Annotated in this window: 15 protein-coding genes; 9 read left to right on the top strand and 6 right to left on the bottom strand. The window is 44.4% G+C overall.

Going from position 1 to position 15,185, the window contains the following annotated elements; translation table 11 throughout:
* The 6 genes from ACWPOD_RS04905 to ACWPOD_RS04880 all read left to right on the top strand — a co-directional run bounded on the left by ACWPOD_RS04905 (position 1) and on the right by ACWPOD_RS04880 (position 7,294).
* Positions 1–1,230, top strand: coding sequence for an ABC transporter permease (locus ACWPOD_RS04905; protein WP_248380102.1), 1,230 nt, complete (start codon positions 1–3; stop codon positions 1,228–1,230).
* Complete coding sequence (locus ACWPOD_RS04900) at positions 1,220–2,455, top strand: ABC transporter permease (RefSeq protein WP_456231611.1); 1,236 nt, start codon at positions 1,220–1,222, stop codon at positions 2,453–2,455. Before ACWPOD_RS04905 ends, ACWPOD_RS04900 begins: the two co-directional genes overlap by 11 nt.
* Entirely contained in the window at positions 2,455–3,171 is a 717-nt protein-coding gene (locus ACWPOD_RS04895) for an ABC transporter ATP-binding protein (protein WP_456231610.1), read from the top strand. The genes ACWPOD_RS04900 and ACWPOD_RS04895 overlap by 1 nt, the downstream gene beginning before the upstream one ends.
* Positions 3,161–4,369 carry a hypothetical protein gene (locus ACWPOD_RS04890; RefSeq protein ID WP_456231609.1) on the top strand — a complete coding sequence of 403 codons (1,209 nt, stop codon included), beginning with the start codon at positions 3,161–3,163 and terminating at the stop codon, positions 4,367–4,369. Before ACWPOD_RS04895 ends, ACWPOD_RS04890 begins: the two co-directional genes overlap by 11 nt.
* A 144-nt stretch (positions 4,370–4,513) precedes the next feature.
* Positions 4,514–6,514 carry a HAMP domain-containing methyl-accepting chemotaxis protein gene (locus ACWPOD_RS04885; RefSeq protein WP_456231608.1) on the top strand — a complete coding sequence of 667 codons (2,001 nt, stop codon included), beginning with the start codon at positions 4,514–4,516 and terminating at the stop codon, positions 6,512–6,514.
* Between the two features lie 300 nt (positions 6,515–6,814).
* Positions 6,815–7,294 (top strand): Dps family protein, encoded by a 480-nt coding sequence (locus tag ACWPOD_RS04880; protein WP_048625240.1) that lies wholly within the window; start codon positions 6,815–6,817, stop codon positions 7,292–7,294.
* Positions 7,295–7,393: 99 nt separating this feature from the next.
* Here the strand turns inward: ACWPOD_RS04880 and ACWPOD_RS04875 are convergent, their stop codons facing one another.
* The 5 genes from ACWPOD_RS04875 to ACWPOD_RS04855 all read right to left on the bottom strand — a co-directional run bounded on the left by ACWPOD_RS04875 (position 7,394) and on the right by ACWPOD_RS04855 (position 11,666).
* Entirely contained in the window at positions 7,394–8,014 is a 621-nt protein-coding gene (locus tag ACWPOD_RS04875; RefSeq protein WP_456231607.1) for an HAD family hydrolase, read from the bottom strand.
* A 142-nt stretch (positions 8,015–8,156) separates the two neighbouring features.
* Positions 8,157–9,233: a PQQ-dependent sugar dehydrogenase gene (locus ACWPOD_RS04870; RefSeq protein ID WP_432607103.1), complete on the bottom strand. Its 1,077-nt coding sequence runs from the start codon at positions 9,231–9,233 to the stop codon at positions 8,157–8,159.
* 138 nt (positions 9,234–9,371) lie between these two features.
* The gene (yiaY, locus tag ACWPOD_RS04865; protein ID WP_005391135.1) at positions 9,372–10,520 is read right to left on the bottom strand and encodes an L-threonine dehydrogenase; all 1,149 of its coding nucleotides are present in this window, start codon (positions 10,518–10,520) and stop codon (positions 9,372–9,374) included.
* 333 nt (positions 10,521–10,853) lie between these two features.
* The gene (gene elbB, locus ACWPOD_RS04860; RefSeq protein WP_046873691.1) at positions 10,854–11,504 is read right to left on the bottom strand and encodes an isoprenoid biosynthesis glyoxalase ElbB; all 651 of its coding nucleotides are present in this window, start codon (positions 11,502–11,504) and stop codon (positions 10,854–10,856) included.
* 12 nt (positions 11,505–11,516) lie between these two features.
* The gene (locus tag ACWPOD_RS04855) at positions 11,517–11,666 is read right to left on the bottom strand and encodes a hypothetical protein (RefSeq protein ID WP_006742043.1); all 150 of its coding nucleotides are present in this window, start codon (positions 11,664–11,666) and stop codon (positions 11,517–11,519) included.
* 120 nt (positions 11,667–11,786) lie between these two features.
* Between ACWPOD_RS04855 and yddG the strand changes: the two genes are divergently transcribed.
* The 3 genes from yddG (at position 11,787) to ACWPOD_RS04840 (ending at position 14,150) form a co-directional block, all read left to right on the top strand.
* On the top strand, positions 11,787–12,689 hold the full coding sequence (yddG, locus tag ACWPOD_RS04850; protein ID WP_048625236.1) for an aromatic amino acid DMT transporter YddG: 903 nt from the start codon (positions 11,787–11,789) through the stop codon (positions 12,687–12,689).
* A gap of 777 nt (positions 12,690–13,466) precedes the next feature.
* The gene (locus ACWPOD_RS04845; protein WP_256949658.1) at positions 13,467–13,796 is read left to right on the top strand and encodes a hypothetical protein; all 330 of its coding nucleotides are present in this window, start codon (positions 13,467–13,469) and stop codon (positions 13,794–13,796) included.
* Between the two features lie 24 nt (positions 13,797–13,820).
* Entirely contained in the window at positions 13,821–14,150 is a 330-nt protein-coding gene (locus ACWPOD_RS04840) for a hypothetical protein (RefSeq protein WP_395202982.1), read from the top strand.
* A 96-nt stretch (positions 14,151–14,246) separates the two neighbouring features.
* On the opposite strand, the gene ACWPOD_RS04835 is transcribed toward ACWPOD_RS04840, so the two are convergent.
* Positions 14,247–15,143, bottom strand: coding sequence for a cation diffusion facilitator family transporter (locus tag ACWPOD_RS04835; RefSeq protein WP_046873689.1), 897 nt, complete (start codon positions 15,141–15,143; stop codon positions 14,247–14,249).
* Between the last annotated feature and the right edge of the window lie 42 nt (positions 15,144–15,185).

Genomic DNA, 15,185 nt, shown 5'->3' with positions numbered 1-15,185 from the left:
ATGCTCATCAAGCTCGCATGGCGAAATCTATGGCGGCAAAAACGGCGGACATTGTTAACCGCTTCTGCGTTAGCTCTTGTTCTGTTTCTCTCCTTACTGACTCGAGCGTTCCAAGAAGGAAGTTACTCCTCAAATATTAAAAACGCTGCGAAGTTCTATACGGGATTAATTCAGCTACAACATCCCGATTTTGGGGACTCCTCTAGCATTGATGATGTCCTTCCACAAACGCCTGCGTTCATTGCATCTGCCAAAAATAATCCTGATATCGACATCGTTCTGCCGAGAATTGAGTCATTTGCGCTTGCCGCCAAAGACGAACGATCCAAAGGCGTGATGGTGCTCGGCGTTGAGCCTGACGCTGAAGATAGCTACTCCAGCATTAGTGACAAAATCGTACAAGGGCGCTTTATTGCATCTGGACAAAACTCGGTGCTAGTTGGTGAGGGCTTGGCAAACTACCTTCATTTGAACGTTGGTGATGAACTGGTGTTGTATGGTTCGGGTTATCGTGGTCAAACGGCGGCTGGACTGTATCAGGTGTCCGGTATTTTGCACTTTCCTTTGCAGCAGTTAGATTCTCAGTTGGTCTACATGCCTCTTGATACCGCACAAGCGCTGTATTCGCTTGATAACCAAGTCACCGCATGGGTCCTTAACACTCAAAGTTTACGCGTGTTGCCTGACATTGTTAAACAACTAAAGCGCCAGTACGGGATTGGCGTCGCAGTAAAAAGCTGGCAGGAGCTGTCGCCAGAACTTTCTCAACAGATCGCCTTGGACAAAGCGGGTGGGATCTTTTTGATCTATATCTTGTACGGCATTGTTGGTTTTGGCCTGTTTGCCACGATTTTGATGATGACGTTAGAGCGCCAGCGTGAATTTGCGGTGATGCTCGCGACGGGTATGTTGCGCAGCAAGCTGATGGGGCTCGTCGCCATTGAATCGATGTTTATCTCCGTTATTGGTCTTGTGCTCGGTGTCTTGATCAGCGCGCCTGTGCTTGCGTATTTCTATATCAATCCGATTGAGATTACTGGCGATGCTGCACAAGTGATGCTGGAGAGTGGCTTTGAACCAATCGTACCTGTTTCGCTAGACCCTTATTTGTTAATGGATCAAATTCTTGTCGTTCTCGTTATTTTATCGTTATGTCTGATGTATCCGATGGCTAGACTTCTTCGCTTGCCCATTGCTAGTGGGCTAAAAGGAGGCGCGCATGTTGATTAAATTGGCGTGGCGTAATTTATGGCGGAACAAGCTCAGAACTTCCATTATGCTGGGAGCGATGGTGTTCGGCTTAATGGGCGTTGTTGCCATGATTGGATTCATGAACGGTTTGGTCGACAGCATGATCAAAAACGCGATAGCGTGGCAAACCAGTCATCTACAAGTGCATCAGAAATCCTACCTTAATAATCCTGACCTTAGTGACACAATAACGAATTATCAAACGATAACGGTCGCTTTGGCTGCACATCAAGATGTTAAAGCGGTATCGGCGCGATTTCTTGCTGATGGCATGATTGCTTCTGCGCGTAGTACGAGAGGCGTTCGGATCAATGGCATCAATATTGAGCAAGAGCAAAGTATCACACCGCTTAAAAGCCATGTGATAGACGGAGAATGGTTAAACGAAGTGGGAAGAAACCCCATTCTTGTTTCGCAAAAAACCGCAAATCGATTGAAGCTGCGTGTTGGATCGAAAGTGGTTTTAACATTATCTGACATCAAGGGTGATGTATCTGGCGCAGCTTTTCGCGTTCGAGGTATTTTTAAAACGCCATCCACCACGTTTGATGACGGTAATGTCTACGTTCGTAAAGTCGATCTCGAAACAATCGCAGGCTTGTCGGGTGCGCATGAAATTGGCGTTTTGTTGAACTCCAACGAGACTGAACAGCTAGAAAGTGCAGAGGCATTTACGTTATCAATATTGCCACAAGCCAACCGTGAACAATTGGTCGTGAGAAAATGGCAAGAAATACAGCCTTTACTCGCAACAATGATGAGCTCAATGGGTATCTCTAACCAAATTATGTTGGTCGTTTTCGTACTTGCCATGACTCTGGGAATCATCAATATCATGCTGATGTCAGTTTTTGAAAGAACGAAAGAGTTTGGGGTGTTAATGGCGGTTGGCATGCAGCAGCATAAAATTCGCACACTGATTATTTTGGAAACGCTATTCCTTGGTTTGAGTGGTTGCGCGCTAGGGTTATTAGGAAGCGCAGTCATGTTGAAAATACTGAGTATTACTGGCTTATCGCTTGGCGCACTTGCGGATGGATTAGGTGCTTATGGCGTCGATACCTTGCTTTATCCAAGAGTGTCGTTTTATGAATATCAATTGATTATTGTGGCTATTTTTGTCGCAAGCTTATTTGCGGCTTTGTATCCAGCAAGGCAAATTCTCAAACATCGACCTGCGGATGCCATGGCGGAGAAAACGTAATGACGATTAAATTGGAAGGCTTATCCAAGACGTACAACCCAAAGAGTGACTTTCCGGTACATGCGGTTCAGAGCGTAGATTTGGAGATCAAGCAAGGTGAGTTTGTCGCTATTATGGGACCTTCTGGTTCAGGGAAAACGACCCTACTAAACATGTTGGGCGGGATCGATTCCCCTACATCAGGACGCGTGGAAATTGATGGATGCTTACTCTCTGATATGTCAGAAAAAGAGTTGATCGCTTATCGACGCGATAACATTGGCTTTATCTTCCAAGATTATAGTCTGCTCCCCGTACTGACAGCTCTTGAAAACGTCGAGTTTGTTATGCAATTGCAAGGGAAAACAGAAAGGGAATGTCGTGAACGCGCCAGCGCGCTACTGCAACAGGTTGGATTATCACAGCAGATGCATAAACGTCCGAGTAAAATGTCTGGAGGCCAACAACAGAGAGTTGCGGTTGCAAGAGCATTGGCACCAAAACCAAGGTTTGTAATGGCAGATGAGCCTACCGCCAACTTAGATGCAAAAAGTACAGCCGAGCTACTTGATATCATGGAACAACTCAGCGAAAAAGAAGGCACGACATTTATCTTTTCTACCCATGATCCAAGAGTTATTAAGCGCGCGCATCGAATCATAGTATTTGAGGACGGGCGTTTGGCACGAGATTTTGCCAACATTGATAACACCATAGAGAAGAGCCATGCGTGGTAGAGTAGAAGGTGTGGGTTTACTATCCAAGTTATTGCGGCTTATTTTTGCATTAAGTCCTGCGGTAATTTGCATTAAAACTAATGCCAGCGTGCCGGGTTTGGAGCCTGAAAAAGCATGGGATATCAATGGCTATGTGAAGTACATGGCGACCTATAGTATGCCTGACGAGCAGGGTAATACCCTTGACCACCTACTCCATAACCGGATTAACGTTGAATATCGCTTTTCTCCTGAATGGCGAATAAATCTTGGTATCAGGAATAGAGCATTGTGGGGCGATGCGCTTGAGATTCCTCAATATGCGGAACTCGTGGCGCTTGATAATGGGTATTTTGATCTAAGCAAAAACTGGCGAGAAGATAATGTAATCCTCAATACCCAACTGGATCGACTCTACGTCTCTTGGAGTGACCAAGATTGGGGTGCAAGGTTAGGGCGGTTCCGGGTCAACTGGTCAATGAACACCATTTGGAACCCAAACGACATTTACAACGCCTATTCTATTTACGACTTTGATTACGAAGAGCGGGCGGGCACCGACGCTGTCATGGTGAGTAAAAAACTTGGGTTTGCCAATGGGTTAGATCTCGCTTTCTCTCCGTCAAAGCAGTCTAAAGAAAACAGCACGTCACTACGATATTTCTCCAACGTTTCTGGTTGGGACTATCAAATCATTGCGGGTCGATCTCAGCAAGACTATGTTCTTGGAGCAGGGTTCGCGACTGATATCTATCAAGCCGGGTTTCGAGGCGAGTTAAGCTGGTTTGATCCTATTGATACAGAGCGTCAAGGTCAGCCTACTGAGGATACGACAGTCGCTAGTTTGGAGTCAGATTACAGTTTTGGTGGTGTGCGTAACTGGATGGTGAGAGGTGCTTGGTTGTTTATTTCTGAACCAAAGCCAGCGAGCAACGCATTAACTTACCTAAACCTCCCTCTCTCTGCGAAAACCTTGAGCTTCACGGAGCATACTGTTTATGCCGATGCTAGCTTCGACTTAACGGCGCTTAACCGCGTCACCTTATCGGCTAGTTACTATGATGATGGCTCTTACTTTGCTGGATTATCCAGCAGCTATTCACTCAGTGATAATTGGCAACTGCTAACTGTAGTTCAACATTTTAACGGTACGGACGGCAGCTTATTTGGAGAAACACCTGCAACTTTGGTGTTTGCTAATATCCGGTATAGTTACTAGAGACGCCTTTCATTTAGCTGCTATCCCTAAATAATGCAATCAATCACAAATAATGCCTTGTTCTGAAGTTGTTTTTGATACAAGCATTTAACATTTTTGTAAACATCGTTATATTTAAGGCTCATCGTTGTCAGGAGTTTATGGATGAACCTTACGATATCAGGGAAGTTGCAGCTCAGTTTTGTGCTGCTAGCCGTACTTTTTATGGCATCAGCGGTATTCACGTATCGCAACGTCACCACTGTAGAGCAATACGCCTCTTCGTTACTTAAATCCGATTTACCAACCGTAGACACCAGTCGCGGTATCCAACAGTCCGTTCAAGCGTCGCTGTCTTCTATTCGAGCCTACATGTTGCTAGGTGGTAATCAAGAAGCGAGCGCACGTCTGAGTGAGGACGTGCGTAATATCATGATGTCTACTGACGAGTCGCTTCCGACTTTGCAGGCTTTGATCTCTGAACAGGATTTTCAAGCGATTCAAAGCCAGTGGGACGCGGTAAAAGTCTCTCTAAACAAGTTGATTGAGCTCAGCCACAGTGATGAGAACTTACCCGCGCACAACCTCTTTATTAACGAAGCGGCACCCATTGCAGAAGTGGCACTTGATCAGCTTCAAAGCTTAATCAATGAAGAGTCAGGAAACCCATTTGGTGGAGACAGAAAACGTCTGTTTAAAGTCTATGCCGACAGCTATACCTCGCTCGCCAATGCTCTGTCCGCCTTGCGAGATTTCCTGTTGTACGGGCAGCAAGATCACCTAGACAAATACCATGACTTGATTAAGTACCACAATCAGTCTGTGGCGGAAATCGACAGCAAACTCGACAGACTTACTGATAACGACCAATCACTGTGGTCACTGTTTAAAGAAATGCAGCAACTGTACTTTCCCTTAGCAGAGCAGGTGATTGCATTGCGTCAGTCGCCAGAGTGGAACGAATCAAACTTGCTGATGGCGAACGAACTGTTGCCAGCAGCGGATGCCCTAGACCAAAGTTTAGAAACGATCGTATTGGCTCAACAAAGTCGTGCAGATCAAAGCGGACAGGGCATTAATCAGTCGATCAAAAACGTACTCACCACCATGCTGATTGCAGCGGTATTGGTTTTGTTTGCCGCGATAGCGATTTCAAAATACATGGGCAACACCATTGGTCGCCGAGTGAAAAACTTATCGGAGCGTGCAAAGACGATCGCTTCAGGGGACGTTTCTCAGCCTCCGCTCACTGTTGCTGGGAAAGATGAATTGGCAGACCTTACCGATTCGATTAACCGCATGAACCAATCGTTAGCGAGCATCGTGGCAGGGGTGAGCGAGAAAGCGCATCAAGTGGATACCAGCATGGGTGCTTTGTTGGAATCGGCACAAGTCACTTCATCGAATGTAGAACAGCAACAAACCAGCATTGTTGAAATGGGAAGCCAATTGGATGAAATCGCTTTAGCCGCGCGTAACACCCTAGATCAAGCCAATCAATCAGTGCAGAAGCTTTCTGATTCAAAAGGTGAGATTGAACAAGGTCGTGATGCTTTAGAGCAAAACAAAGTCACTATGGAAAGCTTACATGGCAGCATTGAAACCGCGAGTACGCAAGTGACGCAGTTAAGCAAAGAGAGCGAAGCCATTGGTCGAGTGACTGAAGTGATTGAAGGCTTGGCAGAGCAAACTAACTTACTGGCATTGAATGCCGCGATAGAAGCGGCGCGTGCGGGCGACCAAGGACGAGGCTTTGCGGTGGTGGCGGACGAAGTGCGTATGTTGGCGACTCGCACTACTCAATCGACGACAGAAATCAACGGCATCATCAATGCGATTCAACGCTCGACTAATTCGGTAGTTGAGGAAATTGAACACAGCCAATCACTTGCGGAGCAGGGTGCGGAGCACATTGAAAAAGCGGTAACTCGTTTGCTTGTTACTACTGAGCAAATTGGCTCTTTGAATGAACAAATGGCAGAACTTGCGGCAGCGGCAGAGCAGCAATCTCATGCGACTAGTTCGATCACTGGATTGATGTCCGATATTACTCAATCAGTGGATGAGGTTTCGAATAACAGCCAACGTGCATCAGAGACATCATTGCAAGTAAAAGAGCAAGTTACCGAGCTGAATCAACAGATGGCAACTTTTAAAACGGCGTAGATAAGGTTTACGTCTGTTCATCTACTTTTGAACGTTAACCAAATAGTAAAAAAGCCCCAATCCTTTTCACACAAAAAGGGTTGGGGCTTTTTGTTGGATGATACGCCGATATTCGTCTACTTGCTCATTGGATTTAGCTATTTAAATCATAGCTAAAACCAAATTTTCTTCACCGAGCCGGAGTCGTAATATGACTCCATCGGCAGCAAATACTGCAAAAGAATTTTTAAACTTTATACCGATCTGAGTAAGAGAATCGTTCGTTACTACGATTGGTATCATCCTTCTAGGAGTAAGATTATGAACAAACAAGTAAGCCTAATTGGTCTAGACAGCGAACAATCAGCACAACTAGCTCAACAGCTAAATCAACTACTAGCGCATTACCAAGTGTTGTACATGAACTCACGCGGTTACCACTGGAACATCAAAGGTCAGCAATTCTTCGAACTGCACGTAAAATTTGAAGAGATCTATACGGATCTACAAACCAAAATCGATGAGCTTGCAGAGCGTATTCTTACCTTGGGTCATACACCAGCGCACGCATTCAGCCACTACTTGGAAGCAAGTGAAATTAAAGAACATCAAAACGCGACTTCTGGTAAGGAGTGTGTACAAGGTCTGGTTCAAGGCTTTAGCGTTCTACTTCTAAAACAGCGTGAGATTCTACAAAACGCGGGTGAAGCAGGCGATGAAGGTACCGCAGCATTGATGGGTGACTACATCCGTGAGCAAGAAAAATTAATGTGGATGCTTAACGCTTACCTACAAGGCTAAGCGACGCATCACCCAAGCACTCACTTGGGGACGCATAAATAAATCGGGAATAAGTCAAAGGAGCACGCGAGTGCTCCTTTTGTTTATGAAAGTACCTAGTTAGTCGTGAATGTGCTTAAAAGACTGAAAATGTTCGAGTAAATCGGTCAGTTCTGTTACAGCAAGAGAGGCGGAGTCGTGGAATTGTGCTGTCGTATTGTGGTGAACCAAGCAGGATGGCATTTGGGCGTTGTATGCGGCTTGTAGGTCATAAAGGAAATCGCCGACATAAAGTACTTCATCTGGCATTAATCGCCACTCTTTGGCGAGGACTTGGAGTGATAAAGGATCAGGTTTTGCTGGGTAGCATTCACGAGTGAGAACATGTTCAACATTGATTCGGTTATGTTCTAACTTACGCTGCGTAGCGATCAAACAGTTGCGCGTTACTATCGCGGTTTTAACTTTATGCTGATGTAAGTATGACAAAAGCTCGTGGCAACCCAGCATCGGAGATGACTGCTCAGCATCAGAAATTTCATGATCAAAGATGACATTATGGGCATGCTCCCTCTGATGTGGATGGTCAAGCTTATCAACAAAATCCAATAAATCTTCGTTTTGTGGACAGCCTAGTTGCTGACGAAGATCTTTGAAGTTCATATCGGAGCTGACGAGTGTATTGTCTAAGTCGAAAATAACGGCTTTGACTCTTTCAAGTTTTAATGGAAAAGGAACCATGATGACCTCGTACGACTTACACCAAGCTATCTTTCTAAAAACAAAAGTTTATTGTTAATTTTAGATTCAAACGTGTTACTTGTACGAAAATAAATCACTGATACGTCACAAATTAAATAGTCTCAATGATGTTGGTGTTTGATCACTTCTCTTCAAGACGGAAAATTTTGCCTGTATCTGTTGAAAAATAGACATAGCCATCCGGACTGATGGTGATATCTCTGACTCGCTCGCCAAGATTCTCCATCAATCTTTTTGATTCGGTGAGCTTGCCATTCTCAATAGAAACCACGTTGATGTGCGCCAGCTTCAAGGCACCGGCGAGGATTTTTCCATCCAACTCTGGGTACTTATCACCACGATACACCACCATATTGCTTGGCGCGATAGACGGAATATAAACCAACTTTGGGTCTTCCATATTCGGTAAGCTTTTCGCTTCTCCAACGTCTAACGGTCCCCAATACTCTTTACCCTGAGAGACTTTTGCCCAGCCGTAGTTTGCACCTTTCCTAATCAGGTTGATTTCATCACCACCACGAGGGCCATGCTCAATCGACCAAAGCTGTTTTGTTGCTTCGTCGTAAAACATGCCTTGTGGGTTACGGTGCCCGTAACTCCATATTTCAGGGCGAGCCTCAGAAGTCTTGAATGGATTATCTTGTGGTACCGAGCCATCAAGGTTGAGGCGAAGAATAGTGCCTGCATGGGTTTGAGTGTCTTGCCCATTATCACGTTCGCCACGGTCCCCAATTGAGAAGTAAACCTTGTCATCGACAAACGCAATACGGCTGCCGTAATGACGGCTGGTGTCCGTGATGGCGTCGGCGACAAAGACGTCTTTCCAATCCACAAGTTGATTGTTTTTCAATTGTGCGGTCGCTAATGCCACAGTATTTCCTTTATCGGTACGTTTGCTGTAAGTAAAGAAAAGTTGTGGATTTTGTGGAGCGGTATTCGGCACTAGAGCTACATCTAATAAACCAGCTTGCCCACTGGTGTTCACATTCGGTACTTTGAAGAGGGTTTGCTGTTTTCCCGAAGCAATATTAAGTAATGAAACGGTGCCGTTTTTTTCATTCACGATCATTTGTTGCTTATCGAGAAATTCAATTCCCCATGGGATGTGAAACCCATTGGCAACCTCATTGGCACGATAGTCCGCAGCATCGATAGAAAAAGCTAGGCAAGCGAGTAGGGTCGCAGTGATCGTTCTCATGGTTCCTTCCAATATGAATCCAAGATACTTAAAAGCTAACACTAAAAGAGGACGTTTGGCAGGGTATGCGAATATAAAAAATCCCCAATACGAGATCGGGGATTGAATTAAGACTAGAGAATTGTTTACTTAGCGAGCCTACATCGCTTCTTCGAAGATCTTAGAGATCTCTTCGTGCGTTGCTTGTTTCGGGTTAGTGAAACCACAAGCGTCTTTTAGCGCGTTGTCCGCTAAGGTTGGGATATCTTCTAGCTTCGCACCAAGCTCTTTAATGCCTGATGGGATGCCGACATCTTTAGCAAGCTCAACGATAGCATCAATGGCCGCCGCAGCACCTTGCTCTGCTGACATACCTTCAACATCAACACCCATTGCTTTAGCAACGTCACGTAAACGCTCTGGACATACTTGCGCATTGTAACGTTGTACGTGAGGTAGAAGAATCGCGTTACATACACCGTGTGGCAGGTCGTAGAAGCCGCCTAGTTGGTGCGCCATTGCGTGAACGTAACCAAGAGATGCGTTGTTGAATGCCATACCTGCCATGAACTGTGCGTATGCCATTTGCTCGCGAGCTTCAAGGTTTTCACCGTTTTTCACTGCTGTGCGAAGGTGAGCTTGAATCAGTTCAATTGCTTTGATTGCTACCGCGTCGGTAATTGGTGTCGCAGCGATAGATACGTAAGCTTCGATTGCGTGTGTTAGCGCATCCATACCTGTTGCGGCAGTAAGAGACGCAGGTTTAGCAAGCATCAACTCGGGATCATTCACTGACATCAATGGTGTTGTGTGTTTGTCCACAATCGCCATCTTAATGTGGCGCTCTTCATCTGTGATGATGCAGAAACGCGTCATTTCAGAAGCAGTACCAGCCGTTGTGTTGATTGATACGAGAGGCAGCATTGGTTTTGCGGATTGGTCAACGCCTTCGTAATCGCCGATCTTGCCGCCGTTTGACGCTACTAAAGCGATACCTTTTGCACAATCGTGCGGTGAGCCGCCTCCGAGTGAGATAACGAAGTCACATTCGTTTTCTTTTAATAAAGCTAAGCCATCATTAACGTTGGTGATAGTAGGGTTTGGTTGAGTGCCATCGTACACAACGGTTGCTACGTCGCGTTCAGTGAGAAGGTCTTGAACTTGTTTGACTACACCGATTTGGTTAAGGATCTTATCCGTAACGATCAAACCTTTTTTAAAGCCTTGAGATTGGATGCTGTCTGCTGCGTCTTTTAAACAACCAGCGCCCATTAGGTTTACCGTAGGGATAAAAAATGCACTTGTCATATTGGATAGCTCCGTCGTTATTTTTAATAATCTTTCTTAATTTGCCATTTACTGTCGCACACTCGTTTCCAGATTGAAGTTGATCTGAAGCAAGTTTACCTATTTAGAGGTATTTGCAAGAGAAAAACTGTGACAGTGATCTTGTTGCACAGCGTATAGGTGCAACACAGATATAAAGTAGAACAAATATGAAACCAGTGACGCAATCGATTGGCAAAAATTGATATCTAATACGGATATATCTCTAAATTAGACTAAAGTATAAAAAATCCCCATTAATAACTTAACTATCAATGGGGATGGGAGGTAGGTTTATAAGTTATCTATCAATAATTAGGCAATATCAATCAGCTTTGATACTAACTTTTCGATACCTGATGCCGCTTGAGAGATATTCTCTGCCAACATATAAGCTGGGGTTGATAGAACGAGGTGTGTTTCATCAAAAACGATATCCTCGACAGAGCAAGTGATGTGCTCACCGCCCATTTGATTAAATGCTATCGAGATCGCTTCATCGTTGCCTACGGTGCCTTTCACGCCTTGATCATAAATCATCGGAATAATGACAGGTGAAATACACAGATAACCTGCTGGCTTTTTCGCATGAGCGAATGCGCGACATGCTTGAGCTACGTGTGTATTAATCGAGCACTCAGCTCCTGATACTGCGAAGTCAGTGAGATTTTTAGCGGCACCAAAACCGCCAGGTAAGAGTAGGGCATCAAACTCATCTGGATTCAATCTTGCAACATCATCAATATTGCCACGTGCAAGGCGTGCAGATTCCACCAACACATTTCGTGTTTCGTCCATCTCTTCGCCAGTTAGATGATTAATCACGTGTAATTGATCGATGTTAGGAGCAAAGCAATGCCATGATGCACCTTCTTTTTCAATGGCATGGAGTGCTAATACGGCTTCATGTAGTTCTGTGCCATCGTAAACACCTGAACCACTGAAGATAACTGCGACTTTTTTCATTTGAGAATTCCTTTAGTCTGAGGTTTCCGTTTGTTGCTCTGTTTCTTTTAGATGTTGAGTGCTCGAATCAGTTTCGGCGATTTCGCTATCGTCGTCTTCTTCATCATAGTAGCGCACAACAAAAGGTGTAAGCATAACACTCGAGGGCAGAAAATGTTTCATATCGACTCCAACTGCGTAATGGAGTGATTTTTATACTGATTTTTATAAAACAGTACGTTGAACCTGATCATTTTTGAGTTAAGCTGATGTTTCCTTTGGCATTCGTGAGTGGTAGGTCACATGAAATCAGTGCAATTTCGTTTCACACTTTATGGTTGTATTGCCATCCTCTCTTGGAGTTGTTTACTTGGCATTGCCAGGTTGGTAACCGAGAGCCTAGGTCCCGTGGGCGGGGCGGCCATGTTGTACTCTCTCAGTTCTATTTTCCTTCTTATCGTAGTTGGCATTCCGAAGTTATCGTACTTTTCTCCAAAGTATCTCGTGCTTGGTGGCGCGATGTTCGTTTGTTATGAAATATTTCTCGCTTTATCTCTGGGATATTCCAACTCGCGTGCGCAGGCTATTGAGGTGTCGATTGTCAATTACCTTTGGCCAGCACTCACCGTTTTGTTTGCGGTTTTAGGCAGTAACAAAAAAACAAACTGGCTGCTTTATCCAGCGGTTGCGCTGGCGTTTATCGGAGTCGCGTGGACGGTGAGTGGTGAGAATGGCTTATCCGTTACTCAGATTATGTCCAATGTCAGTAGTAACCCTTTGGTGTACTTTATGGCTTTCGCAGGAGCAGTTATATGGGCCTTTTATTGTAATTTAACCCAGAGGCAGCAATCCAAGCATAACGCGATTACGTTGTTTTTCATTGCTACTGCTGTTTCGTTATGGGTGAAATATGCGTTTGCTGATGAGCCAGAGATGACTTTTTCATGGGAAGCAATGGGCTACCTTTTTGCTTCAGCGGCGTTGATGGCTGGTGGTTATGGTTTGTGGAACATCGCGATTGTTGGCGGAAACATGGTCTTTCTCGCGACACTTTCTTACTTTACGCCCATTTTCTCTGCGCTATTTTCTTCCATTATTCTTGGTGTGACGTTGAGTCCGAGTTTTTGGCAGGGGGTTGTGATGGTTACGGTGGGCTCTTTGCTTTGTTGGGTAGTCACCAAGGAGAAGCGTGAAGCAGCAGGTTAAACCAAAATTATCTGAGTGATTAATGCTCTTACTGCTCTTGAAGGCTTTGATAGATGCCTCCCGGCTGGACTGATTGAACCTTCATGTTGTTATCAGACGGGCATCCGGCCATTTTCCTAAAGTAAGCATCAGTTACCAAGGTGAGATAGGTGTCTTAAGGTAAGTAGCATCTGCAACCGAAAACGCTCCGGCCGTTCTGAGGTGTAACTGATTTATGATGTTAGGTTAGCAAAAAATTAGGCACAAAAAATCCACCGCTCTGGTGGTTTAACACTGCTAACTATTACCACGGTTATCAAACCCATACTTAATTGAATCTAACTTTTCGATTAGCTCTACTACTTTAATGAAATCAGTGGGTTTTGCTGGTGGGGGGCTAACTCCCGCTATCTTTTTGCTCATGCCGTGAAACTTTTTGAAAATGTTTCATACAGCCAGTATTGCCTACGAGAAGCGGGAGTCAGTTTTTATTATTGTTAGCGTTGTTTCGGATGGGTGGCATTCCTACAACGGCCAACTGACGGAGCGGGATTTTTCACAATTTCGGCTTTTAAAACAGTGATTCAGTTCAAGATTTTTTCACCTCATTGAATCCAGATTATCAAAAAATAATACCGACTTACTCCCCTTAAAACGCAACTAAAATTGCTATTCCCGAGGATCATTATTTTCTATTGCGACCAATTGCAAATAGTGACGAACTGCAAGGATTGGATATGCAATTATGTGGACAATCGCAGTCCTTAAAGTTTTGATGCAACAACGCAAGAGGTGGATATGTTTGGCTTCTTCAAAAGAAAAGCTTTAAAGAATATAGCGACGAATCTATATCAAGAATTGGTACGTGGACGCATACATGAGGGAACGCATTACGGACTCAGCGCAGATGATATATCAGAAAAGACAGGACTCAACTTGTTCTCATCGCGCAGCCTCATTCATCGGCTTGTCGCAAGCGGATTGGTCGAAGAATACGATTTTTTGGATGTGGTTTGCTATCGAGCTGTTAATGTCCCGATTTATTTAGACGAAACATCTTCTCCAAACAGCATTTTCCAATACGTTAAGCGCGCAATTGCCCGAGTAGACTTCAAAGGTCTAACTTAATACGAATACTAGATAAGGTTATATATGCTTGGCTTATTAGACACAAAGACTTTGAAGAACGCGACGATCGCTCTATATCACGAATTGGTTCGTGGCCGGATATACAAGGGTAAGCACTTTGGGCTCAATGCAGATGATATTTCCAAGAAAATAGGGTTAAATACTCACTCAGCAACGGCTCTCATTCATCGGCTTATCGATAACGAGTTGGTTGAAAAGTATGGGTTTAAGAATGATGTAAGTTATCGAGCTGCCAACATTCCAATCCACCTAGAACAAGCTTCGGCTCCAATCCAAATTTTCCAATACGTAAATCGCGTAATTGGCCGAGTAGACTTCAAAGGTATAGTTTAATCCAGATATGAAAAAACCGTCGTAATTGGCGGTTTTTTCATTTTAGTAAAGACAAAACATTCAATTTAGGTGCTTTTTGGTTTTTTCTTTAGTGTTCTAACAGTTTGCGACGTTTAAATGGAGTTGCAGTTTGAATCTGTGCTTCGACAGACGTTTCGTTAACTGAGTACGAGTTTGTTCCAACTTATCTAATGCGATGGTGTCGTCATCGACGTGCAAATCGATGTTAATACGAAGCTCTTGGCCCACTTTAGTGATACCCGCTAACTTCAGCTGGTGGTCAGATGTTTTTTCTATCTCTAGTACATCATTGCCAACGACCTGACATAGCTCTTTGCTTGGTGTCATCATTAGTAGCTCACGTAGTGCACCAACCAACATATCAAAAGGAACTTTCAGAAAGTAGAAGCCCATTAGCACCATCATCATAGGATCGGCATAAACCGCATATTCAGCGAATGGCGTTAGTGATACAGCCCAAGCAGCAACAAACCCTACCGTCACTGCCACACTTAATAGCGTATCCATCTGCCACTGTTTTTTCTCTGCTTCAATCAAGCCTGATGAGAAGCGACGGCTGCGTTTCGCCATAAACCACCAAGCGTAACCACAACCGATGACGTTTACGATGCCGAATAGAGTGGCAATAGAAGCATCGACTTCACGGCCTCCGGACATCAATGCTGAAATTGCAGAGTAAAGAGAAAAGCTTACAACCACTAAAATGACAGCCGCTTTTATCGCAATAACGATTGGCTCTAAGACCGCTTTTCCAAATGGGAATACAGATTTTGAGGGCTTGTTAATATAGTAGGAAGCGGCCAGTGACAATAAAGTTAACAGTAAGCTGACCAAAGAGTAAACACCGTCAAAAACGATGACAATTGATCCTACAAGCAAGCCAAGTACCATACCACCAGCAGCGAACCCAGATGCTAAAAGGGCTGAAATGGTTAGAATACGGTTTTCGTTTTTGCTTGTCCTGTCACACATAAAAGATGCCTTTAAATTTTAATACCTTACTATTCTTCTCGC

Source organism: Vibrio sp. JZG120 (genome assembly GCF_053890955.1).
The sequence above is the reverse complement of the archived record's forward strand: the minus strand, read 5'-3'. Positions and strand labels throughout refer to the sequence as shown.

What these genes read in the sequence shown, in the direction of transcription:
- ACWPOD_RS04885 (WP_456231608.1), top strand. Translation starts at nt 4,514, where the DNA reads ATGAACCTTACGATATCAGGGAAGTTGCAGCTCAGTTTTGTGCTGCTA.
- ACWPOD_RS04890 (WP_456231609.1), top strand. Translation starts at nt 3,161, where the DNA reads ATGCGTGGTAGAGTAGAAGGTGTGGGTTTACTATCCAAGTTATTGCGG.
- elbB (WP_046873691.1), bottom strand. Translation starts at nt 11,504, where the DNA reads ATGAAAAAAGTCGCAGTTATCTTCAGTGGTTCAGGTGTTTACGATGGC.
- ACWPOD_RS04840 (WP_395202982.1), top strand. Translation starts at nt 13,821, where the DNA reads ATGCTTGGCTTATTAGACACAAAGACTTTGAAGAACGCGACGATCGCT.
- ACWPOD_RS04845 (WP_256949658.1), top strand. Translation starts at nt 13,467, where the DNA reads ATGTTTGGCTTCTTCAAAAGAAAAGCTTTAAAGAATATAGCGACGAAT.
- yiaY (WP_005391135.1), bottom strand. Translation starts at nt 10,520, where the DNA reads ATGACAAGTGCATTTTTTATCCCTACGGTAAACCTAATGGGCGCTGGT.
- ACWPOD_RS04875 (WP_456231607.1), bottom strand. Translation starts at nt 8,014, where the DNA reads ATGGTTCCTTTTCCATTAAAACTTGAAAGAGTCAAAGCCGTTATTTTC.
- ACWPOD_RS04835 (WP_046873689.1), bottom strand. Translation starts at nt 15,143, where the DNA reads ATGTGTGACAGGACAAGCAAAAACGAAAACCGTATTCTAACCATTTCA.
- ACWPOD_RS04905 (WP_248380102.1), top strand. Translation starts at nt 1, where the DNA reads ATGCTCATCAAGCTCGCATGGCGAAATCTATGGCGGCAAAAACGGCGG.
- yddG (WP_048625236.1), top strand. Translation starts at nt 11,787, where the DNA reads ATGAAATCAGTGCAATTTCGTTTCACACTTTATGGTTGTATTGCCATC.
- ACWPOD_RS04880 (WP_048625240.1), top strand. Translation starts at nt 6,815, where the DNA reads ATGAACAAACAAGTAAGCCTAATTGGTCTAGACAGCGAACAATCAGCA.
- ACWPOD_RS04870 (WP_432607103.1), bottom strand. Translation starts at nt 9,233, where the DNA reads ATGAGAACGATCACTGCGACCCTACTCGCTTGCCTAGCTTTTTCTATC.
- ACWPOD_RS04895 (WP_456231610.1), top strand. Translation starts at nt 2,455, where the DNA reads ATGACGATTAAATTGGAAGGCTTATCCAAGACGTACAACCCAAAGAGT.
- ACWPOD_RS04855 (WP_006742043.1), bottom strand. Translation starts at nt 11,666, where the DNA reads ATGAAACATTTTCTGCCCTCGAGTGTTATGCTTACACCTTTTGTTGTG.
- ACWPOD_RS04900 (WP_456231611.1), top strand. Translation starts at nt 1,220, where the DNA reads ATGTTGATTAAATTGGCGTGGCGTAATTTATGGCGGAACAAGCTCAGA.